We start from the raw sequence: 23,395 nt of genomic DNA on the forward strand, positions 1-23,395 counted from the left end.
CGTCGGTTAGTGGCCGTAACGCAGGCGCAACGCTTCGGGATAGGGTTCGAAATAACGTTGTTCGGCCAGATAGCGATCCGGGTATTCGGCCATGTAATGTTTGAGCAGGGTGATCGGCGCCAACAGCGGCTGCATTCCCTGGCGATAGCGGTCGATCAGCTGCGCCAACTCCTGCCGTTGAGCCGAACTGAGCTGGCGGCGGAAATACCCCTGCACGTGCATCAGCACATTGGTGTGATTGCGGCGCGTTGCCTTGTGCGCCAGCAGCCTCATCAGGCGGCTGCGGTATTCAATGGCGAACGCCTCCAGCGACGCCCACTTTTCGATACCGGCGACAAAACGTCCCAGTTCGCGGTATTCCGGCTGTGAATGCGCCAGCAGAGAAAGCTTATAGCGGCTGTGGAAAGCGATCAGCCCGCCACGGGTCAACCCCTTGCGCCACAACATATTCAGTTCATACAGCGCGTAAACCCGCTCGACAAAGTTTTCCCGCAGGGTGGCATCGTTCAGCCGCCCGTCTTCTTCTACCGGCAGCCACGGCATCTGGCGCATCAGTTCGGCGGTGAATAGCCCGACGCCGCTTTTGCGCGATTCTTTCCCGTTTTCGCTGTAAACCCGCACCCGCTCCATACCGCAGCTCGGGGATTTGGCGCAGACGATATAGCCGCACAGATGCCCCAGTTCCGCGACGCGTTGCTCTGAGAACCGCTGCATTTTGTCGGTCACGTCGACGCTGTCGTCGTTGCTGAAGCGCATTGCCGGCGACGGCTGTGGCCGTTTACTCAACCGCAGTGCCGGGCGTGGGGTAGGCAAACCGATCGCCATTTCCGGGCACACCGACTCAAAACGCACATAAGGCGCCAGTTGCTCCACCGCAAAGGCCAGGCGTTTATGGCCACCATCAAAACGCACCGCGTCGCCCAACAGGCAGGCGCTGATCCCGACCGGAATTTTGTCACTCATGATTTGCTCCCACAATCCTGGACAATGCTAAAAGTGTAGAGGAATTCACGCCGGGAAACGACAGTTAGCAGGGCAATGACCGGTCTGCGCCCATAAAAAAACCCCCGCTGCGAGGCGAGGGTTTCAGGGGATGCTGGCGGCGATCAGTAGAAATCGCAGGACGCCAGTTCTGCCTGCTGCAGCCAGACCGGCTTATCGCTGGTTTTGGACCAGACACGGTGCAGATAGCTGTAAAAACGTGCCCGGTCGCTGCGGAACAGCATCACCGGTAAAGCCAAAGTTCCTGCCAGGATCACTGCGCTGCGGCGCAGGAGAATCCGATGCAATGAATAAGCGTGGTAAATAGACATGCGAACCTCCTCAAAAACGCCCGGCCGTTGATTTTCTGGAAACAGCGCTGGCGTGGACAATGTAAATGCGACAATTTGGTAACTGAACAAAATTTTAGCGCAACTGATGAAAGTTTACTACTCATCCGACCACCAAATTGTACAAAAAATCGCAAATAAATGCGCCATTCCGTAATTTTGTTACAACAAGGTTAATCAATAACTAACCATTGGTTATATTATGGTTATTTACAACCTGTTTACGCCCATCGCATCCCCAGACTGGGTTGAACACCGGCTGAAACGCGCCACTCGTTCACAAAACCGCCGTGAAAAAGCCATTTTTTGCTGTAATTTCAGCCATTTTTATACTTTTTTTACACTGGCTCGCCCTATTTTTTCATCTTCTTTTTATTGCCCTCCCTACACTCGCAGTATCAAAAACTACACCTCTGGAGGTGTCCTGTGAGTATCAGCGTTATTGGTGGTGCGCTGTTGGTTCTGCTGCTGTTGGGCTATCTGGTTTATGCCCTGTTCAACGCGGAGGATTTCTGATGGCAGCTTCAGCCTTTTTACTGATTGCCAGTTTCCTGCTGGTGCTTCTACTGCTGGCCCGGCCTTTGGGCAGCTTTTTGGCACGCCTGATCGAAGGCGAGCCGTTGCCTACCCTGCGCCATGTGGAAGCCACCGTCTGGCGCTGCTGCGGCAATGACACCGCCGAGATGAACTGGTGGCAGTACGCGTTGGCGATCCTGTGGTTCAACCTGCTTGGCCTGGCGCTGCTGGTCGCCCTGCTGATGACGCAAGGTTCGTTGCCGCTTAATCCGCAGGGTTTCCCTGGGTTGTCGTGGGATTTGGCGTTCAATACCGCCGTCAGCTTTGTCACCAATACCAACTGGCAGGCCTACAGCGGAGAAAGCACCCTCAGTTACCTCAGCCAGATGGCCGGGCTGGCAGTGCAAAACTTCTTGTCCGCCGCCACCGGCATCGCCGTGGCCTTTGCGCTGATCCGTGCTTTCACTCGCCGTTCCAGTGCCACCATAGGCAACGCCTGGCTCGATATTTTCCGCGTGACGCTGTACGTACTGCTGCCGATTTCGCTGCTGATCGCGCTGTTCTTCGTCAGCCAGGGCACGTTGCAAAACTTCCTGCCTTACCTGCATACCACTACGCTGGAAGGCGCGCAGCAGACGCTGCCGATGGGACCGGTGGCCTCGCAGGAAGCGATCAAGATGCTCGGCACCAACGGCGGCGGCTTCTTCGGCGCCAACTCGGCTCACCCGTTCGAGAACCCGACCGTACTGACCAACTTTGTGCAGATGCTGGCGATCTTCCTGATCCCGTGCGCCTTGTGCTTCGCCTTCGGTCAGGTTGCCGGTGAGAACCGCCAGGGCCACGCACTGATCTGGGCGATGGCGCTGATCTTCGTGGTGGCGGTGATCGTGGTGATGTCCGCCGAACTGACGGGTAACCCGCATCTGGGTGAATTGGGCAGCGCCAGCAACATCAATATGGAAGGCAAGGAATCACGCTTTGGCATTCTCGCCACCAGCCTGTTCTCGGTGGTGACCACCGCCGCCTCCTGCGGTGCGGTCAACGCGATGCACGACTCCTTCACCGCGTTGGGCGGCATGGTGCCGATGTGGCTGATGCAGATTGGCGAGGTGGTGTTCGGCGGCGTGGGTTCCGGCCTGTACGGTATGCTGTTGTTCGTGCTGCTGACGGTGTTTATCGCCGGGCTGATGATCGGCCGCACGCCGGAGTACCTGGGCAAAAAGATCGACGTCTATGACATGAAAATGACCGCGCTGGCGATCCTGGTCACGCCGACCCTGGTGTTGCTGGGCACGGCGCTGGCCATCGCCACCGACGCAGGCCGCGCCGGCATCCTTAACCCGGGCGCGCATGGCTTCAGCGAAGTGCTGTATGCCCTGTCCTCCGCCGCCAACAACAACGGCAGCGCCTTTGCCGGCTTGAGCGTCAACACGCCGTTCTACAACCTGTTGCTGGCCTTCGCCATGTTCGTCGGCCGCTTCGGGGTGATCCTGCCGGTGCTGGCGATTGCCGGTTCGCTGTGCGCGAAAAAACGTCAGCCTGCGGGCAACGGCACCCTGCCAACCTACGGGCCGCTGTTTATCGGCCTGCTGATCGGCACCGTGCTGCTGGTAGGCGCATTAACCTTCATACCGGCGTTGGCGCTGGGACCGGTAGCCGAGCACCTGCAGCTCTGGTTGGCAAACTAACAGACGTCATAGAGAGAGAATAAAGAAATGACTCGCAAACAACGCGCACTGTTTGAACCGGCATTGGTCCGCACCGCGCTGATCGATGCGGTGAAAAAACTGGACCCGCGCACCCAATGGCGTAACCCGGTCATGTTCGTGGTGTATCTCGGCAGCATGTTGACCACCGTCATCTGGCTGGCGATCCTGGCGAAGCAGACCGACGGCAGCGCCGCCTTTACCGGCAGCATCGCCCTGTGGCTATGGTTCACCGTGCTGTTCGCCAACGTTGCCGAAGCGCTGGCCGAGGGGCGCAGCAAGGCGCAGGCAGAAAGCCTGAGGGGCACCAAGAAAACCAGTTGGGCGAAGAAATTGGCCGGGCCAAGTCGCGAGGGCGCTACCGAGAAAGTGTCCGCCGAGAGCCTGCGCAAAGGTGACGTGGTGCTGGTGGAAGCCGGCGATACCATCCCCTGCGACGGCGAAGTGCTGGAAGGTGGCGCTTCGGTAGATGAAAGCGCCATTACCGGCGAATCCGCACCGGTGATCCGCGAATCCGGCGGCGACTTCTCCTCGGTGACCGGCGGCACTCGCGTGCTGTCCGACTGGCTGGTGGTGCAGTGCAGCGTCAACCCGGGCGAAACCTTCCTCGATCGGATGATCGCCATGGTGGAAGGCGCCAAGCGGCGTAAAACCCCGAACGAGGTGGCGTTGACCATTCTGCTGGTGGCACTGACCATCGTGTTCGTGCTGGCGACCGCTACGCTGTTTCCGTTCTCGCAATACAGCGTAGATGCCGCCAAAGGCGGATCGGTCGTCAGCATCACCGTGCTGGTGGCGCTGCTGGTCTGCCTGATCCCAACGACTATCGGTGGCCTGCTGTCTGCCATCGGCGTGGCGGGAATGAGCCGGATGCTGGGCGCTAACGTGATCGCCACCAGCGGCCGCGCGGTGGAAGCTGCCGGCGACGTCGACGTGCTGCTGCTGGACAAAACCGGCACCATCACGCTGGGTAACCGTCAGGCCTCCGAGTTTCTGCCTGCACCTGGCGTGAAGGAACAGGATCTGGCCGATGCGGCGCAGTTGTCTTCCCTGGCCGATGAAACGCCGGAAGGCCGCAGCATAGTGGTGCTGGCCAAACAGCGTTTTAACCTGCGCGAACGCGACCTGCAGGCGCTGAACGCCACCTTCGTGCCCTTCTCCGCCCAGACGCGCATGAGCGGCGTCAACGTGCAGGACCGCATGATCCGCAAAGGAGCGGTGGATGCCATTCGCCGCCACGTGGAATCCAATCAGGGCCACTTCCCGCAAGCGGTGGACGATCTGGTGGCTAGCGTCGCGCGCACCGGCGGCACGCCGCTGGTGGTGGCCGAAGGGCCGCGGGTGCTGGGCGTGGTGGCGTTGAAAGATATCGTCAAGGGCGGCATTAAAGAGCGCTTCGCCGAGCTGCGTAAAATGGGCATCAAAACGGTGATGATCACCGGCGATAACCCGTTGACCGCCGCGGCGATCGCCGCCGAGGCCGGGGTGGATGACTTCCTGTCGGAAGCCACGCCGGAAGCCAAACTGGCCTTAATCCGCCAGTACCAGGCGGAAGGCCGACTGGTGGCGATGACCGGCGACGGCACCAACGATGCGCCGGCACTGGCGCAGGCCGACGTGGCGGTGGCGATGAACTCGGGTACCCAGGCGGCCAAAGAGGCAGGCAACATGGTCGATCTGGACTCCAACCCGACCAAACTGATTGAAGTGGTGCATATCGGTAAACAGATGCTGATGACGCGCGGTTCGCTGACCACCTTCAGTATCGCCAACGACGTGGCGAAGTATTTCGCCATTATCCCGGCGGCGTTCGCGGCAACCTACCCGCAGTTGAACGCGCTGAATGTGATGCACCTGCACTCCCCCGCTTCCGCCATTATGTCGGCGGTCATTTTCAACGCCCTGGTGATCGTGTTCCTGATCCCGCTGGCGCTGAAAGGGGTGAGCTATAAGCCCATGAGCGCCGCAGCGCTGCTGCGCCGCAATCTGTGGATGTACGGTGTGGGCGGTCTGCTGGTGCCCTTTGTCGGCATCAAGCTGATCGATCTGGTCCTGGTCGCCTTGCATATCGCCGGCTAAGAATTAAGAGGAAACGAACATGTCTTATTTACGTCCTTCGCTGGTAATGCTGATTCTGCTGACGTTGATTACCGGCATTGCCTATCCGCTGCTGACCACCGGGCTGTCGCAGTTGCTGTTTTCCGGCGCGGCCAACGGCTCGCTGCTGTATCAGGGCGACAAGGTGGTCGGGTCGGCGCTGATCGGCCAAAACTTTACCAAGCCGGAGTATTTCTGGGGCCGCCCTTCTGCCACCGGTGATTCCGCCTATAATGCCATGGCGTCCGCCGGCAGCAATCTGGCCGCCACCAACCCGGCGCTGGATAAGGCCATCGCCGAACGTGTAGCGCAACTGCGCCAGGCCAATCCGGCGATGAAAGGCCCGATCCCGGTCGATCTGCTGACCGCCTCCGGCAGCGGGCTGGATCCGCAGATTTCCATCGCTGCGGCGCAATATCAGCTGGCCAGGGTTGCCGCAGCGCGCCAGTTGCCGCCGGAGCAAATCGCCAAGCTGATTGACGAAAACACCGATCAGGCAACCCCCAACTTTATAGGCGAATCGGTGGTTAACGTGCTGAAATTGAATCTGGCGCTCGACGCATTGCGGTAATACGCCGCATTCAGCATAGTGAGAGGGTTCGGCGTGCCGAACCCATTTTTGCTTTGTTACGCAAGGAATTGTAATGGTCGAAGAAGAACAGCAGCGCCCCGATCCCGACAGCCTGCTGGCGGTAGCCAATGAAAAACCGCGCGGCCGGCTGAAGGTGTTCTTCGGCGCCTGCGCCGGGGTGGGCAAAACCTACGCCATGCTGCAAGAAGCGCAGCGCCTGCGCGGCCAGGGGCTGGACGTGCTGGTCGGCGTAGTCGAAACCCACGGACGCAGCGAAACCGCTGCGCTGCTGACCGGCCTGGACGTGCTGGCGAAAAAGCGTATCCAGTATCGCGGCCGGCTGGTGCAGGAGTTTGATCTCGATGCCGCGCTGGCGCGCCATCCGGCGTTGGTGTTGATGGACGAACTGGCGCACAGCAACGCCCAGGGGTCGCGCCACCCGAAACGCTGGCAGGATGTAGAGGAACTGCTGGACGCCGGTATCGACGTGCTCACCACCGTGAACGTGCAGCATCTGGAGAGCCTGAACGACGTGGTCGGCGGCGTCACCGGAGTGCGGGTGCGTGAGACCGTGCCCGACCATGTATTCGACGAAGCCACCGAAGTGGTGCTGGTCGATCTGCCGCCGGACGATCTGCGCCAGCGGCTCAATGAAGGCAAGGTGTATATCCCCGGGCAGGCCGAACGCGCCATTGAGCACTTTTTCCGCAAGGGTAACCTGATCGCCCTGCGCGAGCTGGCGCTGCGCCGCACCGCCGATCGGGTCGATGATCAAATGCGCGCCTTTCGCGATACTCAGGGCCGAGAGAAAGTGTGGCATACCCGCGACAGCATTTTGCTGTGCGTCGGCCACAACAGCGGCAACGAAAAACTGGTGCGCATCGCCGCCCGGCTGGCGGCGCGGCTGGGGTGCCACTGGCATGCGGTCTATGTGGAAACGCCGACGCTGCACCGGCTGCCGGAAAACCGACGCCGGGCGATCCTGCGAGCGCTGCGGCTGGCGCAGGAGCTGGGGGCCGAAACCGCCACCCTGTCCGATCCTTCCGAAGAACGTGCGGTGCTGCGCTACGCCCGCGAGCATAACCTGGGGAAAATCATTATCGGCCGGCGTGGCGAACAGCGCTGGAAACTGCGCGGCAGCTTCGCCGATCGTCTTGGTCGTCTGGGGCCGGATCTCGATTTGGTGATTGTCGCGCTGGAAAACGACAGCTTCCCGCCGCCCGGCAAAGAGCACGACAACCGTAACTTCACCGAAAAGTGGCGTATGCAGTTGCGCGGCTGTGCCGTCGCCGTGGCGCTGTGCGCCCTGATCACCCTGCTCTCGCAATGGTTGCTGCCGGGTTTTGACCAGGCCAACCTGGTGATGGTGTATCTGCTCGGCGTGGCGATCGTCGCGCTGTTCTTCGGCCGCTGGCCGTCGGTGCTGGCGGCGGTGATCAACGTCGCAAGCTTTGACCTGTTTTTCGTTCAACCCCAATGGTCGTTTGCCGTCAGCGATATGCAATATCTGCTGACCTTCGGCGTCATGTTGATCGTCGGCATCACCATAGGGAACCTGACCGCCGGGGTGCGTTACCAGGCCCGGGTCGCACGCTATCGCGAACAGCGAGCCCGCCACCTGTATGAAATCTCGCGCGGCCTGAGCCAGGCGCTGACCCCCGAAGATATCGCCAAGACCAGCCGCCATTTCCTCTCCAGCAGCTTCCAGGCCAAAACCGTGTTGCTGCTGCCGCAGGAGGATGGCAGGCTGCAACAGATGGTCGGCGAGGCCGGCGGGCTGTTGTCGGTGGATGAGGCGATTGCCCGCTGGAGCTTTGACAAGGGCATGCCGGCCGGTGCCGGTACCGATACCCTGCCCGGCGTACCTTATCAACTGCTGCCGTTAACCACCTCAAAGCAAACCTTCGGCCTGCTGGCTATCGAACCCAGTAACCTGCGCCAACTGATGGTGCCGGAACAACAGCGGCTGCTGCAAACCTTTACGGTGCTGATCGCCAGCGCGTTGGAGCGGCTGCACCTGGCGCGCAGCGCCCAGGAAGCCAAGCTGGACGCCGAACGCGAACAGTTGCGCAACTCTCTGCTGGCGGCGCTGTCCCACGATTTACGCACCCCGCTGACGGTGCTGTTCGGTCAGGCGGAAATTCTGACGCTCGATCTGGCGGCAGAAGGTTCCAGCCACGCACCACAGGCCAGCCAGATCCGCCAGCAGGTGCTGAGCACCACCCGGCTGGTGAATAACCTGCTGGATATGGCGCGTATTCAGTCCGGCGGTTTTAACCTGCGTAAAGAGTGGCAATCGCTGGAGGAGATCGTCGGCGCATCGCTGCACATGCTGGAACCCTTGCTGACCCAACACCAGATCAAGGTTGAGCTGCCGCCTGAGCTGGTACTGGTCAATTGCGACGGCAGCCTGCTGGAACGCGTCTTCACTAACTTGTTGGAAAACGCCAATAAATACGCCGGCATCGATGCTATTATCGGCATTCGCGCCCATACTCTGCCGGAGTGGCTGGAAGTCGAAGTCTGGGACAATGGCCCTGGCATCCCCGAGGGGAAAAAACAGCTGATTTTCGATAAATTCTCTCGCGGCAATAAAGAGTCGGCAATCCCCGGCGTTGGGTTGGGGTTGGCGATTTGCCGTGCCATTATTGAAGTGCACGGCGGCCGCATCTGGGCGGAAAACGGCGCCAACGGCGGTGCCAGTTTCCGTTTTGTTCTGCCGCTGGAGAAACCGCCCGAAATTGACGGCGAATCCTTTGATCTGTAATCAAACCCTGGGAGCACTGTGAGCAGCACGCCAACCAATATTCTGATTGTCGAAGATGAAAAAGAGATCCGGCGTTTCGTACGCATCGCATTGGAGAGCGAAGGTCTGCGGGTGTTTGAAAGCGAGACGTTGCAACGCGGGCTGATTGAAGCCGGCACGCGTAAACCGGATCTGATTATTCTCGATTTAGGGTTGCCGGACGGCGACGGGCTGAACTATATCCGCGATCTGCGGCAGTGGAGCGCCATTCCGGTGATCGTCCTCTCGGCGCGCAATGCCGAAGAAGACAAAGTCGCCGCACTGGACGCCGGGGCAGACGACTACCTCAGCAAGCCCTTCGGCATCGGCGAGTTGCTGGCGCGGGTGCGGGTTGCCTTGCGCCGCCACTCCGGCAGCCAGCAGGAGAGCCCGCTGATCAGCTTTTCCGAAATCACCGTCGATCTGATCAACCGCCGGGTGCTGCGCAATGGCGAGGACTTACACCTGACGCCGATCGAGTTTCGTCTGCTGGCCGAGTTGCTGGCCAACTCCGGCAAAGTGATCACCCAACGTCAGTTGCTAAGCCACGTCTGGGGGCCGAACTACGTCGAACACAGCCACTATCTGCGCATTTATATGGGGCACCTGCGGCAGAAGCTGGAGGCCGACCCGGCGCGGCCGAAACACCTGCTGACCGAGACCGGCGTCGGGTACCGATTTATGCCTTGAGGTTATGGGTGCCGCATGCCCCCCTACGAATGCGGCCCTTTCTTCAACCCCATCATAAATTCCTTGAACGCCTCGCGCAGCGGTGCGAACACCGGATGCTTGCGGTTCTCGATCATCACTTCCGAGAACAGCTTCAAGCCGACGGCAAAAGCCGCACTTTTATCTTCGCCAAAGTTCAGATCTTCACGCGCTTTGATACGCTCAACGATGCCGAGAATGTCGTCGTGGTTTTCCACTTCAAAACTCAACGGCGCTTTATCGACCGGATCGCCCTTGCGATCGTGCAAGGCTTCAACGGTGATACGGAAACGGTGGCCTGGCATCAGTCATTCTCCTGCGCTGTTGGGCGAATGTTCATTTCGCTTTCGATCGTCGCCACAGCGGTGAGCAACGCCTGATTGATGCGCTCAACCTGCTGAGGCGAGAGATCGGCGCGCATCACGTTACCGCGCAGCAAACTGCGCAGGCGGTTCATGGCTTCGGAGATCCCCTCCGCCAGATTGCCGTGATGGTGATGGCTGCGACCGGCCCCGGCTAAACGGGCAAGGATCAGATCGACGGCGGCCTGGTGTTTTTGCAGTTCACTCTGGCCAAGCGCGGTGATTTGGTAGCTTTTACGGCCGTTACCGGTGGTGATCGGCTCAAGGAAATCCTGCTCTTCCAACAGCGTCAGAGTCGGATAAATAACGCCCGGACTTGGCACGTACAAGCCGGAGGAAGCCTCGTCGATCGCCTTGATCAGCTCATAGCCGTGGCTCGGCTTGCGCGCCACCAGCGCCAACAGCACCAACCGCAAATCGCCATGTTCAAACATGCGGTGACGCCCGCCACGGCCACCGCGCCCATGGTCTTCGCCGTGCTCGCCGCCAAAGTGGTGGCGCCCGCCGCGCCGACGATGTTCGTGCCCTTCTTCGCCGTCATGGTGGCAACCGTGCCGGCGGTGTAAACCTAATCGATGGAACATAGGGTTTTACCTCTCAATGAATAGTCAGTTGACGAGGTGATTTAGATATATCTAACTCACTTCGATATATCTAATCTAGATCGATATATCTAAATGTGCAACGGGTCTTTGTAAATAGATATATCTAAATCGCAGCCATAAAAAAAGCGCTGTAAAAACAGCGCTTTTCATCATGGGAAAGAAGAGATTATTTGGCGGAAGCCAGCACTTCGCTGACGATCTCTACCGCTTCGTGCTCGATTTTTTCGCGGTGTTCGGCGCCCAGGAAGCTTTCACAATAGATTTTATAGGCTTCTTCGGTACCTGAAGGACGCGCAGCAAACCAGCCGTTGTCGGTCATTACTTTCAGGCCGCCGATGGAAGCCCCGTTGCCCGGAGCCGCCGTCAGACGCGCGGTGATCGGGTCACCCGCCAAGGTGTTGGCCTTGACCATTTCCGGCGACAGCTTGGCCAATGCGGCTTTCTGCGCATGGGTAGCCGGTGCCTGAATACGGTTATAGCTCGGTGCACCGAAACGCTTGGCCAGATCTTCGTAATGATTCTGCGGGTTTTCGCCAGTCACTGCGGTGATTTCCGCCGCCAGCAGGCACATGATGATGCCGTCTTTGTCGGTCGACCACGGGGTGCCATTGAAACGCAGGAACGAAGCCCCGGCGCTCTCTTCACCGCCAAAACCGAAGCTGCCGTCGAACAGACCGTCAACAAACCATTTGAAACCGACCGGCACTTCCACCAGCTTGCGGCCCAGATCGGCCACCACGCGGTCAATCATCGCGCTGGAAACCAGCGTTTTGCCCACGGCCACATCGGCGCCCCACTGCGGGCGATGCTGGAACAGGTAGTTGATGGCAACGGCCAGATAGTGGTTCGGATTCATCAGGCCTTTAGGCGTCACGATACCGTGGCGATCGTAGTCCGGGTCATTGGCGAACGCCAAATCGAACTTGTCGCGCAACGCCAGCAGGCCGGCCATCGCAGATTCTGACGAGCAGTCCATGCGGATAATGCCGTCGTGGTCCAGGTGCATAAAGCGGAAGGTCTGATCGATGGAGTCGTTGACCAGCGTCAAATCCAGCTTGTAATGCTCGGCAATGCGCTGCCAGTAGGCAATACCGGAACCGCCAAGCGGATCAACGCCCAGTTTCAGGCCGGCACGCTGAATGGCGGGCATATCAACCACGTCCACCAGCCCTTCCACATAAGGTTGCACCAAATCCTGCGCGTGCAGATGACCGCTGTTCCAGGCTTTGTCCAGCGACTGGCGCTGAACGCCTTTCAGCTGCTGCGCCAGCAGTTCGTTGGCGCGCTTTTCAATCACTGAGGTCAGGTTGGTGTCGGCCGGGCCGCCGTTGGTCGGGTTATACTTGATACCGCCGTCTTCAGGCGGGTTGTGCGAAGGGGTAATGACGATGCCGTCGGCCTGCGCCCCGCCGTTGCGGTTGTGGCACAAAATGGCATGAGATACCGCAGGGGTTGGCGTAAAGCCGTTATTTTCCTGCACGATCACATCTACGCCGTTGGCGGTCAGGACTTCCAGCACGGAAATAAAGGCCGGCTCCGACAGTGCATGGGTGTCTTTACCGACGTAGCAAGGGCCGGTAACCCCTTGCTGGCGACGCACTTCGGCAATCGCCTGAGCGATAGCGAGGATATGGGCTTCATTGAAGCTGTGGCGCAGGGCGCTGCCGCGATGCCCTGAAGTACCGAACTTCACCGCATGTGCGGCGTTGCCCGCTTCCGGCTGCAGTACATAGTACTGCGACGTCAGTTGGGCCACGTTGATCAAATCGCTTTGCTGAGCCGGCTGCCCGGCACGTGGGTTATTCGCCATCGACATATCTCCCTAATCCCTGTCCGGCAGCCGGGCAATATGTCGCTCACGGCCGCCATGACGGGCTGTTCGCTAAATTAGATAGTGCCGCAAACTTTATCTGTCAGTTCCGCAGGGAACTGCATAGCCTGCATGATGTGTTCAACCATGCTGCGTTTACGACCGGTGTTGGTATTGGTGATCACCCAGTAAGGCGTACCCGGAACGTGCTTTGGCTTGGTATGCGTTCCGTTCGCCAGCAGGGTTTGTTGATCGCCGGCAAAATAGGTGCGGGTGCGGCCATGCAATGCATCGGTAGCTGCGGCAAAACCCGCCGCATCGAGGGTATACAAGGTCGAAAGTACCAGCATAAAACGATTAACCGCTCTGCTCTGTTCGGCATATTCGTCCGACAGCAACAGCTCGCGCACCGCGCGTACGCGATCGCGAGGACGCTGCGCGGCAACGGCTTTTTCCTGCTCGGCGCTCTGAGCGCTGGCGACAGGCGCGACGCGCAATGGCTGGCCTGCGGTAAACTTCAACATACGGCGCAAAATATCGGACGCGCTCTCACCAATATGTTGCGTGTGGCTGGCAATATAACGGTAAAGCTCTTCGTCGACTTCAATAGTTTTCATCTTTATCCAGTACTGTTTTTTTCTACTTAGAACCTGAAGCCAGATCCTGCATTCAAGCCATGGGATTATAAGGTTAAAAGCGCGAGAGCGAACACAACTATGTGTCTGCGGGCGGAAAATGCAGACTAATACCTATAGTCGGCGCTGCCAAGCCCGAACCTCGAAAAATCCGCGTCATCCCCTCCGGATTTCAAGTTGCCGCTAACAACGCTGCTGCTTGAAAGGCGACGGGTATAGTCGTCGTGTGTTTTAATCATGATACCCTAATCTGAATCTCTCTCAGTATGAACTTCGCCATGAAATTACATTATCAACTGCTGGCCACCGAGTCCGCCACCCTGCCGGTAGTGCTGATCCACGGGCTGTTCGGCAATCTGGATAACCTGGGCGTGCTGGCGCGCGATCTGAATCAACAGCACAGCGTGATTAAAGTCGATCTGCGCAATCACGGCCTTTCGCCGCGTTCTGCGGTAATGACCTATCCCGAGATGGCGCAGGACCTGCTGGCCCTGCTCGATGAATTGCAGTTGGAGAAGGTGATTGTGATCGGTCATTCTATGGGCGGCAAAGCGGCGATGGCGCTGACGGCGATCGCCCCGGAACGGGTTGAAAAGCTGATCGTTATCGACGTGGCACCGGTGGATTACCGCACGCGGCGCCACGACGAGATTTTCGCTGCCTTAACAGCGGTGAACGCGGCCGGCATCACCCAACGCCAGCAGGCGGCGGAATTGATGCGCGGCTACCTGCACGAAGAAGGCGTGATCCAGTTCCTGCTGAAGTCCTTTCATCAGGGCGAGTGGCGCTTTAATCTACCGGTGCTGATCGACCAATACGAAAACGTCACCGGCTGGCAGGACGTTCCCGCATGGCCGCACCCGACGCTGTTTATCCGCGGCGGTCTGTCGCCCTATGTGCAGGACAGCTATCGTGAAGATATCGCACGCCAGTTCCCGCAGGCGCGAGCGCACGTGGTTGCCGGCACAGGCCACTGGGTTCACGCGGAAAAACCGGAGGCGGTGCTGCGCGCCATCCATCGTTTTCTCGACGAAGCCTGAATAAAAACCACCCACTGGCGAAAAAACGCGCTAAAGATAACGGCTTAGCGCGTTTTCGGCTCAGTTAAACATTGTCGTTGCTCTATCTGCTGGGGTAATATGGCGCGCTATAATTTTGCCGCCCTGCTCAGCGTGCTTAGTAACGTCAGGCTGGGGGTGAATTTGGGTTAGGGTTTATTGGCCCGAAGTGTGTTAACCGAACCGTCCGGAAGCGTATACGCTTTTTGATGCAAACTCCCTTGCAGTACCGCTACCTATGGCAAAAGAACAAACGGATCGCACGACGCTGGATCTGTTCGCAGATGAACGCCGTCCGGGGCGCCCGAAAACCAACCCGCTATCCCGAGATGAACAGCTTAGAATCAATAAGCGCAATCAGCTTCGACGCGATAAAGTCCGTGGCTTACGGCGTGTGGAACTGAAAATCAACGCGGATGCGGTGGACGCCCTGAACAAACTGGCGGAACAGCGCAATATCAGCCGCAGCGAGCTTATTGAGCAAATGCTGCTGGCACAACTGGCGGATGAACAGCCGGAACATTGATCTTTGCAGCCGCACATGCGGCACGGTGTTATGGATGACACCGATCAACACCCTTTATTCCTCCCGGCATCGCATAAACGCGATAAAACCCCGGGGTAAATCTCTGGCATGATACGCACTTACCGGTAAGAGGCAGATTCTTGCCATGTCATCATTTTAATCGGTGTTATCGCGTTCAACGCTAACATCGTGCAATGCAATTTATTGAATTTAAAGGTTATACGCGATATGGCTAATGTAGGCATTTTCTTTGGCAGCGACACTGGCAATACCGAAAACATTGCCAAGATGATCCAGAAAATTCTTCAGCAGCAGTTTGGCGCAGAGGTGTCGGAAATCCGCGACATCGCCAAAAGCAGCAAAGAAGATCTGGAAGCTTTCGACATCCTGCTGTTGGGTATTCCTACCTGGTACTACGGCGAAGCCCAGTGCGATTGGGATGACTTCTTCCCGACGCTGGAAGAAATTGATTTCAACGGCAAGCTGGTTGCGCTGTTCGGTTGTGGCGATCAGGAAGACTACGCGGAATATTTCTGTGATGCGATGGGCACCATCCGCGACATCATTGAGCCACGCGGCGCCGCGATTGTCGGCCACTGGCCGACCAAGGGTTACCACTTCGAAGCCTCGAAAGGTTTGGCGGATGACAATTTCTTCATCGGCCTGGCGATTGACGAAGACCGTCAACCGGAATTGACCAACGAACGCGTCGCAGCCTGGGTGAAACAGATCAGCGAAGAACTGAGCCTGGCCGATATCGTCGGCTAACCCTCAAAGGTTGAACAAAAGCCCTGCAAAGTGCATAGTGTTGCCAGCAGGGCCGTTCATCGGCAGCACGGATTTCTGCAATAGAAGCTACATGTTTGTAACTTCCCACATCGTCAAGGTAGACTGAGATATCGGTTTATCCCATCCATCAAGACGTTGCGTGTGTAACATGCAATTGTGCCATGATATCTTTGTTAACAACCGGCGGTTTCCATTTAGGGCAACCGGTTCTATAATGACACGCAATTAACTCTTTGTGCCGACCGATGCCACAGGCAAGAATGCCTCAACTTGATTAGCATAGTAACAGGACTGAATCCGCATGACTGACAACAACACCGCATTGAAGAAGGCCGGCCTAAAAGTCACGCTTCCGCGACTCAAAATCCTGGAAGTACTGCAAAATCCGGAATGCCATCACGTCAGTGCGGAAGATTTGTACAAAAAACTGATCGATATGGGCGAAGAAATTGGCCTGGCGACAGTTTACCGCGTACTGAACCAGTTTGATGATGCCGGCATTGTAACCCGTCACAATTTCGAAGGCGGCAAGTCCGTGTTCGAGTTGACCCAACAGCATCACCACGATCACCTGATTTGCCTGGATTGCGGCAAAGTGATCGAGTTCAGCGATGAGTCTATCGAAGTGCGTCAGCGTGATATCGCCAAGCAGCATGGTATCAAGCTCACCAACCACAGCCTGTACCTGTATGGTCACTGTGAAATCGGTGATTGCCGCGAAGACGACACCTTGCACGACAAAAAATAATGCCCGCAATCGGCATTGAGAACCGCCTTAACGGCGGTTTTTTTATGCCCCCAGGTAAGGGACAAAAAAATCCCCGGACAGGCCCGGGGAAAATCACATCAGAAAGACAACAATTGCAGCGGCACTTCTCCGCGGTACTTCTCTCACTACCCACTTACACGCACTTCACCGTCAACTCACCCGCCGACACGCGGATGGGTAAACTCGTCACAATGCATATTCAAGAAACAGCAGCCGATCGAAGAACATCGGCCAGGCATAGTCGAAAACGCCGCGAACGCGGAACCCTTTGTTCAGGTAGATTTGGCAGGCATCGCTGCTTTGCCATACGCACAGCACGATATGTTTTGCCCGGCGCTGCTGCGCGCGCTGCTTAATCTGGGCAAACAACGGGTTAAAATAGCCCTGCCCGCGGAACCGGCTCTCTATGGCCAGGCTGCAGATAAAATAATCGTCCTCCGTGCTCAGTGTTCGCACAAACCCGTCATAGGCCTCGTCAAGCGGCTTTATTTCATCGCGATACAGCGAGTTCGCCTCAACGCCATACAATTCGTCAACGCTCGCCGCCGTGAAAAATCCGACAAACGCCCCGCACCGCTCGTAAGCCAGGGTAATCAGGTCCAGATAGGGGTCGATATTTTGCGCCCGCTGCAGAGAGACCAGCCCCATCCCGGCGGGGTTGCCGACGGAGCAATACTCCAGATAACTGGTGGCAAAAATCAGCTTCGCCATGCGGGTCTTGTCCGCTTCGTCCGCCTGCCGCCCCGGTAGAAAATGCAGCCCGCCCTGCGATAGCGCCAATACCGCATCGCCCGTTCCAACGGTTGGTCGCCAGTAATTGCCCTCGTCGATCTGCCGTCGGTTATCGGCTATCAAATACTCGCCGAAAAGCTGGTTCACTCGATCCAGCGCGCGATCCTGGGACAGCACCGAATAGTAATGGTAGTGATCGATATCGGACCTTATCTGCGCCGGATAGGCCATACGCGGCACCTCATCGACGGTAAATATTTCCGCATACCGCGCCAGATCCGCCGGCTGCTCAAGCTGCCAATCCACCCGCTCCAGACGACTGATACATTGCCGATAGCTGCGCAGTTCGTCCTCCCTCAGCGGCAGCGTCTCATTGGTAATCACATCTTCCAACAGACGCATGCCACGGATACCGCAGGTCACCGCCTGCGGAACGGCGTCATAATGAACCCCGTGATCCTTGCAGAAGCTCTCGTGGCTGAGGAAAGTCCTGCCGATGTGGCGGCTCCACAACAGATAAAACGCATCGAACAACTTTCTTTCATAGACGGGGTTTTTATCCGGCACGTCACCGGTTTGCGCTGCATAGATCTGATCCAGGCCCGCCAATATTTTGCACAGCGACCTATCGCCGCTGCGGCCAATGATCATCCCGGTTTCATCAAGAAACAAATTCAATCCGCTGACATGGCTGACTTCGCCATTGGGCAGGCGCTGAAGGTAATCCGGCACTTCCGGCTTCAGCAGGAAAAACGTCGCTGAACGGTGCGGAAGGGTGTCGATATCCATATACATGCCCCCCATTTCGATCAGGATCAAAAAGCGAAAGTAGTCAGAAAGCGTGGCGTAATAGCGCTTATCATGGAGTGCGTGGATAAAGCCCAGGTTGCCGCCGACTCTTTTTTGCGCCAGTTCGCTCAGCGAATGCACCTGCAACCGGTGGTTGCCGGCATCGAACTCCCCGAGCAGCCCACCTTTAACTTGCGCCGCAGGGGTAAAATACGCCTCGTTTCTGAGTTGCCGCGCATCCCATACCCAGAGTATCCCGGTCCACTCGTCGGCGGTTGCATGGTGAACGGCCTGCTGCGCATCGCCCCATTGGGAGATAACCTCTCTGGCATCGTCTGGAATGGCGCCGCCCAGCCAGATGCGGTGCAGCAATTTTTCCTGCGCTGCCAACTGGCGCGTAGGAACGCAGAATAATGAGGAGCACTGCGCGGCATCGAATAAATGCCCTTGATCAGCCAGCCAGGCTCTCAGCTGGCTAACCCCTCGCTGGTACTGCCCCAGCAACGCCGGGGAAGGCCGGCGTTGATATTTCACGAACGCTAATTTCAGGTTATTAATCCAGGCCTCATAGTCGGCGCGAAACAGGTCACGCTGCATCAATCCCAAAGGCTCGTCGTTAAGCTTCATCGTCAGCCTCCCACCAGCGGTGCACAAGAACCGTATCCCTGGGGATTTTTGCTCTGCCAATGCCAGGCGTCGCGAACCATTTTTTCCAGGCTTCTTTTGGCTTGCCAGCCTAATTTTTCCGCCGCCAGCGTCGGATCAGACCAGCACTCGGCAATATCTCCCGCACGGCGCGGGTTAATTTGATAAGCGATTTTAAATCCGCAGGCGCGTTCAAATGCCTGGATAATCTCCAGCACCGAATAACCTTTGCCGGTACCCAGGTTATAAACGTTAAAACCCGGCCGCAGATTATCCAGCGCTTTCAAATGCCCTTCGGCCAGATCCATAACGTGAATGTAATCCCGCACCCCAGTGCCATCGCTGGTGGGATAGTCATTGCCATACACCGGCAACACCGCAAGTTTGCCAATAGCCACCTGTGCCAGGTAAGCCAGAAGATTATTGGGAATGCCTGCGGGATCTTCACCGATCAACCCCGACTCGTGCGCCCCGGCCGGGTTAAAGTAACGTAGCGCGGTGATCGCCATCTGCGGCGCGGTTCTGGCGAACTCCGCCAGGATCTGCTCCACAATCAGCTTGGAAGTGCCGTAAGGGTTCGTCGTCTGCCCGACGCGGCAACTCTCCGTCAGCGGGGTATATTCCGCCGGCCCGTAAACGGTGGCGGAAGAGCTGAAAATAAATTGCCGCACACCGGCATGGCGCATTCTGTCCAGCACGATCAGTGAACCGGAAATGTTATTTTGATAATACTTCAGCGGTTCTTCGGTAGACTCTCGAACCGACTTCAACCCGGCAAGATGAATAACCGCATGAATATCATGCTGGCGAAAGAGATGATCCAGCAAATGATGCTCTTGAATATCCCCCTGATAAAAAATCACTTTTTTACCGGTCAGCCTCTCCACGCGAAAAAGCGATTCCGGTGAACTGTTGGACAAGTTGTCCAATACGACAACGTCCTCTCCCCTTTCCAGCAATGCCAATACGGTATGCGAACCGATATAACCGGCGCCGCCCGTCACTAATATAGCCATCATGTATCCTTGTTTGTGTTTAAAAATAAACGACTCACTCAGAAACCACTAAACTTCTCGAACTTTACACCCCACGGGCAAAGCAATTAAAAGCAGTAACACGGCTAACAGATAAACGGAGGAATGCGGCCCGTACTCGGTCAGAATCCCTTGTAATATTCCGGCCAGGATCACGCCGGTTGAAATGCTGTTGGTAAACAATGTAGTGGCCATTCCGGCCCGTTCAGGCATCAGATCCTGAAAATAGAGCATGCCGACGGTGGCGATAATGCCGATAAATATCGCGTTAAACGCCTGCAGAACCAGCAACCCGCCGGCAGTGGTGAACCACAGCATGCCGGCATAAAACAGCATGCCGGCCACGATGGCGCCCGCCATCATCGGGCGCTTGCCTATTCGGTTCACATAACGCCCGGCCAGAACCATGATCGGGATCTCGATCGCGGCGGCAACGCCCATAATCCAACCGGTCAGACTCTGCGACAACCCCAGCTCGGCGGTGATATACAGCGGCACGTCGATCAGATACATGGCGCTGCAGGTCCACATCAATACCGAGGTGCAAAACAGCAGGCCAACGTCTTTATCGAAGGCCTCTTTTGGCCGCAACGGCGGATCAATATCAACGTTGCCCTCTTCGGTTCGCGCTACGCAGGGCAATACCCGCCAGGCCAACAGCGTGACCAACAGGAATATCCCTGCGGCAAACATAAACATGGCCGTAAAGCCGTAATTCATCACCAGCATAAAAGCCAATGGCGGACCAAATACCCAGGCAAGCGAAAGCTGGGCGCGCATCATCGCGCCGAACATCGCCACGTTATGCGATGTTCTCTCCCCATACTCGCGCGCCAGCGCAAATAATTGCGGTATCGCCGTATTGGCGATGGCGGTTAACAGCACGCCCGCCGTAATTAACGTCAAATAATTGCGGTTAAACGCAAACAGCAGGCAGTTGCCCGCAGCCAATAAATAACAGATTAAAATCAGATTACGCCGGTCACGCTGGCGATCTGATTTTTTTGCCAGCAAGAAACTGACCGCAATGCCCGTGCCGGCGTTAACCGCATAAAAAAATCCGACCCATAACGACGTGACCTGTACTTCAGTAGTGAGAAACAGGCTCAGCGTCGGTATTTGCAGTGCGCCGGCAATACCGGAGAAAAAAGCGACCACCATAAACGTCAGCCGTATCGAATTCATGATTGATTACCGCCGAACGTTGCCGTTGAAAAAGAATGGCCCGCCTGCAATCAGACGGGCCACGGTCAAGATTTACACTTTCTCTGCGCGGCTATAACGCTTGCCATCCGGGCTTACCGCCCGGATCTGCACGTCGCCGGTTACCGCGGGTTTGGCTTTGGCGTCATAACGCTGCCAATGTTTGCCGCCATCGACGGAATACTCAATGCCCAGGCCCGGCAGCGAGATATTGGCTTCCAGCTTGCCGCCCACCACCCGGGCGCCCGGAACCGGCAAGCGATAACTCACCCCGCCCTTGTCCAGTTTCGCCAACTCGCGCTGCCCCAGAATATTGGCAAAGCGCAGCCAGTCCCGATCCAGTTTCTTGCTGTCGACAAAGTGGGTTTCCCCACCTTTATACTCACGCCCCGCCTGGTAATCCTGTTCCCAGCCGGCGCGGTGCCATGCGCGTTCAGCCACCGACAGCGAGCGAGGGAAGATCATGTATTCCATTTGCGGATCGGTGCGTTGGGTTTCACTCCACATCTGCGCGGAGATGCCGTAAGCGCCCGGCCAGGGTTTGTCGCTCTTGGCGGTAAAGTGGTTGCCGTCGCGGTCAACCGAGGTTTCGGCGTTCTGCGGCAGGTTATTCGGTGCGAAACTGAACATTTTCCGTTCGTCGCTGAAGCGTGTCCCCCAGTAGTAGCCGCGCTCGTCCGGGTTCACCTCATACGGGAAGTCCATATAAACGTAATCCGGGTTGGAAAGGATAACTTCGTAACCTTTGTTCGCCCAATCGTTCGCGCTATCAAAACCGCCCCAATACAGGGTATCCCAGAAGTTCACCCCAACGCGTTGGGTGGCGAATGCCTTGGCGTCTTTCGCATCTTTCAAGCCATCCTGCCAGGCCTGCATTCTGTCAATGCCGTGCGCCTTCACCAGTTGGCTGACTTCCAATCCGAAGTAGCTTGGCAGGTGCTCCATATCGGCAACTTTACCTTCTTTAATCATTGCCTGGCACACCTGAGATTTCGCCCAGGGTTTGTCTTCCTTGCTCTGATCGATGATACCCTTGCCCGCCTCCGGTTGGGTCAGATTGGTATAGCCCGCACCCAGACGAATGTTTTTCGCTTCATCGCCGCCAAAGTGCCAGGTGCGCAGCGGTTGCCCGGCCTCTTTGTGCATCTGGGCAATTTCGCCGATCACCTTATCGACAAAGCGCCTGGACGAATCCAGACAGGGATTCAGGTAGCTTTGACGGTTAAAGTACTGCACCGAAGTGGTGTTCGAGGTATCTGTCGGGTCCACCAGGCGGAACTCGTCGGCCTCTTTCTCTTTCCCGGCGGCATGCAGCTTTTTGTAGCGCGCCTCCATCGAGACCACTGCCGCACGGGCATGTGCCGGCATGTCGATTTCCGGGATCACCTCAATCTGGCGCGCCTGGGCGTATTTGATAATGTCGATGTAATCCTGGCGCGAGAAGAACCCGCCGTACACGTCGGGCCCCTGACCGTATTGCGGCAGCAGGCAGGTGGTTTCGCTCAGATCGTGACAACGTTGCCCCCCGACTTCGGTCAGCTCCGGCAGGCCCGGGATCTCGATGCGCCAACCTTCGTCATCGCTCAGGTGGAAGTGGAATTTATTGAGTTTGTAAGCCGCCATCTGATCCAGCAGGCGCAGCACCGCATCTTTCTGGTGGAAATTGCGCGCCACGTCGAGGAAGATGCCGCGATACTGGAAGCGCGGTGCATCTTTCGCGTCCAGCGTGGCGATGTTGGCGCCGCCATCTGTCGGGACAAGCGACAAAATAGACTGCAGGCCATAGAACACCCCGGCCTGATCGAAGCCGATGACCCGCGCTTCCTTGTTGCCAATCTTCAGCTCATAAGCGCCCGACACCGCCAGCTCACCTTTAAATTTACCCGGCTGGATATCGGTTTTGATTGGATAACCGCCCGCATTATTGGTCACCCCCAGCAGCGCAAAGCGTTCAGCAACCGCGTCAGCCGCAGGCTTATTCAATGCGCTCAGGTCAAGCGCCACGCCGTTGCTCAGATCCACATCCTGCGGGTGCACGTTCACTTCCAGCGGCGTCGGCACGATTTGGCCACGCAGCGACGCTGCCGGTAAGGTTTTCAGCTCGGCGTTTTTAGTGAAACGAGTGGCCGGCGTCATCAGGATATTGTTGTCATCCTTGGTGCGCTTCCACTGGTCGCCGGTAAAGGGCGCAACGAACCGGCTCAGATCTTCGGTATCGGTATTGAGCAGAATTTTTGGCTTGGCATCGCCGGAGGTCGCGTACCAGCGCGGCACGAAGTCGGTTTTAAACAGCTGCCAGTATTCCGCAATAATCGGAATGTCCACCGTTTTACCGGCCGGGAACCCGGTAAATTTATCGGTCGGCGCCAGCGTGTACAGATCTCCGGTCACATGAGAAACAGTGAACTGATCGTTATCCACTCTCATGGTCTGGCGGGCGCTGTGAAAATAGATCGCCCAGTCTTTGCCTTTAATGTCCTGATTATCGTTGGTCAGGCTGATCACGACTTTATTGCAGGCCGCCCAGTCGGCACCCAGCTTGCCGCAATCCAGGCCGCTGTCGGCCGCGCGGTTGTCCACCATCTTTAAATTCAGTTTTAACTGGCTCAGTTGATCCACCAGCTGTTGATCGGCCATTGCGTTTCCCACGCCGCCAAACAATCCAACGGTCGCCGTCAGGGCAGCAAGCGCATTCAATTTAAATTTGTTCATCGTTAACATCAT

The 23,395-nt window shown here is 57.3% G+C and carries 20 protein-coding genes; 10 read left to right on the plus strand and 10 right to left on the minus strand.

Going from position 1 to position 23,395, the window contains the following annotated elements:
- Window positions 1–6 precede the first annotated feature (6 nt).
- The gene (locus V2S86_RS13440) at window positions 7–963 is read right to left on the minus strand and encodes a YbgA family protein (protein ID WP_330762818.1); all 957 of its coding nucleotides are present in this window, start codon (window positions 961–963) and stop codon (window positions 7–9) included.
- A 143-nt stretch (window positions 964–1,106) separates the two neighbouring features.
- Window positions 1,107–1,313 carry a YbfA family protein gene (locus V2S86_RS13445; protein WP_006319981.1) on the minus strand — a complete coding sequence of 69 codons (207 nt, stop codon included), beginning with the start codon at window positions 1,311–1,313 and terminating at the stop codon, window positions 1,107–1,109.
- A 444-nt stretch (window positions 1,314–1,757) separates the two neighbouring features.
- Between V2S86_RS13445 and V2S86_RS13450 the strand changes: the two genes are divergently transcribed.
- From V2S86_RS13450 to kdpE, 6 genes are all read left to right on the plus strand, one after another.
- Window positions 1,758–1,847: a K(+)-transporting ATPase subunit F gene (locus tag V2S86_RS13450; protein WP_004949718.1), complete on the plus strand. Its 90-nt coding sequence runs from the start codon at window positions 1,758–1,760 to the stop codon at window positions 1,845–1,847.
- Entirely contained in the window at window positions 1,847–3,535 is a 1,689-nt protein-coding gene (gene kdpA, locus V2S86_RS13455) for a potassium-transporting ATPase subunit KdpA (RefSeq protein ID WP_330762819.1), read from the plus strand. Before V2S86_RS13450 ends, kdpA begins: the two co-directional genes overlap by 1 nt.
- A 27-nt stretch (window positions 3,536–3,562) precedes the next feature.
- Window positions 3,563–5,632 (plus strand): potassium-transporting ATPase subunit KdpB, encoded by a 2,070-nt coding sequence (gene kdpB / locus V2S86_RS13460; RefSeq protein WP_330762820.1) that lies wholly within the window; start codon window positions 3,563–3,565, stop codon window positions 5,630–5,632.
- A 19-nt stretch (window positions 5,633–5,651) separates the two neighbouring features.
- The gene (gene kdpC / locus V2S86_RS13465; RefSeq protein WP_330762821.1) at window positions 5,652–6,221 is read left to right on the plus strand and encodes a potassium-transporting ATPase subunit KdpC; all 570 of its coding nucleotides are present in this window, start codon (window positions 5,652–5,654) and stop codon (window positions 6,219–6,221) included.
- Window positions 6,222–6,294: 73 nt separating this feature from the next.
- Window positions 6,295–8,988 carry a two-component system sensor histidine kinase KdpD gene (gene kdpD / locus V2S86_RS13470; protein WP_330762822.1) on the plus strand — a complete coding sequence of 898 codons (2,694 nt, stop codon included), beginning with the start codon at window positions 6,295–6,297 and terminating at the stop codon, window positions 8,986–8,988.
- An 18-nt stretch (window positions 8,989–9,006) separates the two neighbouring features.
- On the plus strand, window positions 9,007–9,696 hold the full coding sequence (kdpE, locus tag V2S86_RS13475; protein ID WP_311993573.1) for a two-component system response regulator KdpE: 690 nt from the start codon (window positions 9,007–9,009) through the stop codon (window positions 9,694–9,696).
- Window positions 9,697–9,719: 23 nt separating this feature from the next.
- Here the strand turns inward: kdpE and V2S86_RS13480 are convergent, their stop codons facing one another.
- From V2S86_RS13480 to seqA, 4 genes are all read right to left on the minus strand, one after another.
- Window positions 9,720–10,019 carry a DUF3861 domain-containing protein gene (locus V2S86_RS13480; RefSeq protein WP_330762823.1) on the minus strand — a complete coding sequence of 100 codons (300 nt, stop codon included), beginning with the start codon at window positions 10,017–10,019 and terminating at the stop codon, window positions 9,720–9,722.
- Window positions 10,019–10,660, minus strand: a complete 642-nt coding sequence (locus V2S86_RS13485; protein ID WP_330762824.1) for a PadR family transcriptional regulator — start codon at window positions 10,658–10,660, stop codon at window positions 10,019–10,021. The genes V2S86_RS13480 and V2S86_RS13485 overlap by 1 nt, the downstream gene beginning before the upstream one ends.
- Window positions 10,661–10,847: 187 nt before the next feature.
- Window positions 10,848–12,491, minus strand: coding sequence for a phosphoglucomutase (alpha-D-glucose-1,6-bisphosphate-dependent) (gene pgm / locus V2S86_RS13490; RefSeq protein ID WP_006319960.1), 1,644 nt, complete (start codon window positions 12,489–12,491; stop codon window positions 10,848–10,850).
- A 77-nt stretch (window positions 12,492–12,568) separates the two neighbouring features.
- A complete protein-coding gene (seqA, locus tag V2S86_RS13495) occupies window positions 12,569–13,108 on the minus strand; it encodes a replication initiation negative regulator SeqA (RefSeq protein WP_330762825.1) in 540 nt (179 codons plus the stop codon).
- 284 nt (window positions 13,109–13,392) lie between these two features.
- On the opposite strand from seqA, the gene ybfF reads away from it, so the two are divergent.
- The 4 genes from ybfF to fur all read left to right on the plus strand — a co-directional run bounded on the left by ybfF (window position 13,393) and on the right by fur (window position 16,247).
- Window positions 13,393–14,166 (plus strand): esterase, encoded by a 774-nt coding sequence (gene ybfF, locus V2S86_RS13500; protein WP_330762826.1) that lies wholly within the window; start codon window positions 13,393–13,395, stop codon window positions 14,164–14,166.
- Window positions 14,167–14,422: 256 nt separating this feature from the next.
- Window positions 14,423–14,710, plus strand: a complete 288-nt coding sequence (gene ybfE, locus V2S86_RS13505; protein ID WP_004949692.1) for a LexA regulated protein — start codon at window positions 14,423–14,425, stop codon at window positions 14,708–14,710.
- A gap of 228 nt (window positions 14,711–14,938) precedes the next feature.
- The gene (fldA, locus tag V2S86_RS13510; protein ID WP_330762827.1) at window positions 14,939–15,478 is read left to right on the plus strand and encodes a flavodoxin FldA; all 540 of its coding nucleotides are present in this window, start codon (window positions 14,939–14,941) and stop codon (window positions 15,476–15,478) included.
- A gap of 322 nt (window positions 15,479–15,800) precedes the next feature.
- Window positions 15,801–16,247 (plus strand): ferric iron uptake transcriptional regulator, encoded by a 447-nt coding sequence (gene fur / locus V2S86_RS13515; protein WP_004949689.1) that lies wholly within the window; start codon window positions 15,801–15,803, stop codon window positions 16,245–16,247.
- A gap of 207 nt (window positions 16,248–16,454) precedes the next feature.
- On the opposite strand, the gene V2S86_RS13520 is transcribed toward fur, so the two are convergent.
- The 4 genes from V2S86_RS13520 to V2S86_RS13535 all read right to left on the minus strand — a co-directional run bounded on the left by V2S86_RS13520 (window position 16,455) and on the right by V2S86_RS13535 (window position 23,383).
- Complete coding sequence (locus V2S86_RS13520) at window positions 16,455–18,416, minus strand: glycosyltransferase (RefSeq protein ID WP_330762828.1); 1,962 nt, start codon at window positions 18,414–18,416, stop codon at window positions 16,455–16,457.
- Between the two features lie 2 nt (window positions 18,417–18,418).
- Entirely contained in the window at window positions 18,419–19,450 is a 1,032-nt protein-coding gene (gene galE, locus V2S86_RS13525; RefSeq protein WP_330762829.1) for a UDP-glucose 4-epimerase GalE, read from the minus strand.
- A gap of 48 nt (window positions 19,451–19,498) precedes the next feature.
- Window positions 19,499–20,653: an MFS transporter gene (locus V2S86_RS13530; protein ID WP_330762830.1), complete on the minus strand. Its 1,155-nt coding sequence runs from the start codon at window positions 20,651–20,653 to the stop codon at window positions 19,499–19,501.
- Between the two features lie 72 nt (window positions 20,654–20,725).
- The gene (locus V2S86_RS13535; RefSeq protein WP_330762831.1) at window positions 20,726–23,383 is read right to left on the minus strand and encodes a beta-N-acetylhexosaminidase; all 2,658 of its coding nucleotides are present in this window, start codon (window positions 23,381–23,383) and stop codon (window positions 20,726–20,728) included.
- Between the last annotated feature and the right edge of the window lie 12 nt (window positions 23,384–23,395).

Origin of the sequence: Serratia sp. C2(1) (assembly GCF_036352655.1) — a bacterium.
GTDB lineage: Bacteria > Pseudomonadota > Gammaproteobacteria > Enterobacterales > Enterobacteriaceae > Serratia > Serratia inhibens.